This is a genomic window from Brevibacillus sp. MCWH (assembly GCF_013096935.1).
Taxonomy (GTDB): Bacteria; Bacillota; Bacilli; order Brevibacillales; family Brevibacillaceae; genus Brevibacillus; species Brevibacillus aydinogluensis.
The window spans coordinates 1-424 of sequence record NZ_SDLF01000194.1 but is presented as its reverse complement, the minus strand read 5'-3'; the positions used below and the strand labels follow the sequence as shown (position 1 = coordinate 424).

The window sequence follows — 424 nt, the reverse complement described above, 5'->3', positions numbered from 1 at the left end:
GGATGTGAGCCGACCGTGGGTTGGTTCTTCGAATCAAAGGTATCATTTCTTGACACCGAGGTATGAATACTTGAGGGAACAACTTTTGAGCATTCCAAATAAAGTTGAGGTTCGGTTAAATATAGATGGATCAGTGGCCGTGAATGGTATGGTTACGCTAGATTTATTAAAAGAAATTTTGTTAGAGAAAGAATATAAGGTAGAAAAGAAAAGATAGCGTATATACTGTTAAACCAAAAGAATGATCGAGATTTGTAGAAGAGGCTGACCTTTTCGTTCTAAAAGTAGCTACATCCTGGATGAAGATATATATATCGCGTTGTTTTTACGTATCTTGTCCAAAGTATGAATACGATACATTCTTTTAGAAAAAGTGTTCAACGAAAACAAGCGTTAGCGTAGAAAGCATATCGTAATCATTGTT

Annotated in this window: 1 pseudogene; it reads left to right on the top strand. The window is 35.6% G+C overall.

The features are described 5' to 3' along the window. Nucleotides 1–217 (top strand): annotated as a pseudogene (locus tag ETC00_RS20550) (4Fe-4S single cluster domain-containing protein); the annotation flags it as partial. Nucleotides 218–424 lie beyond the last annotated feature (207 nt).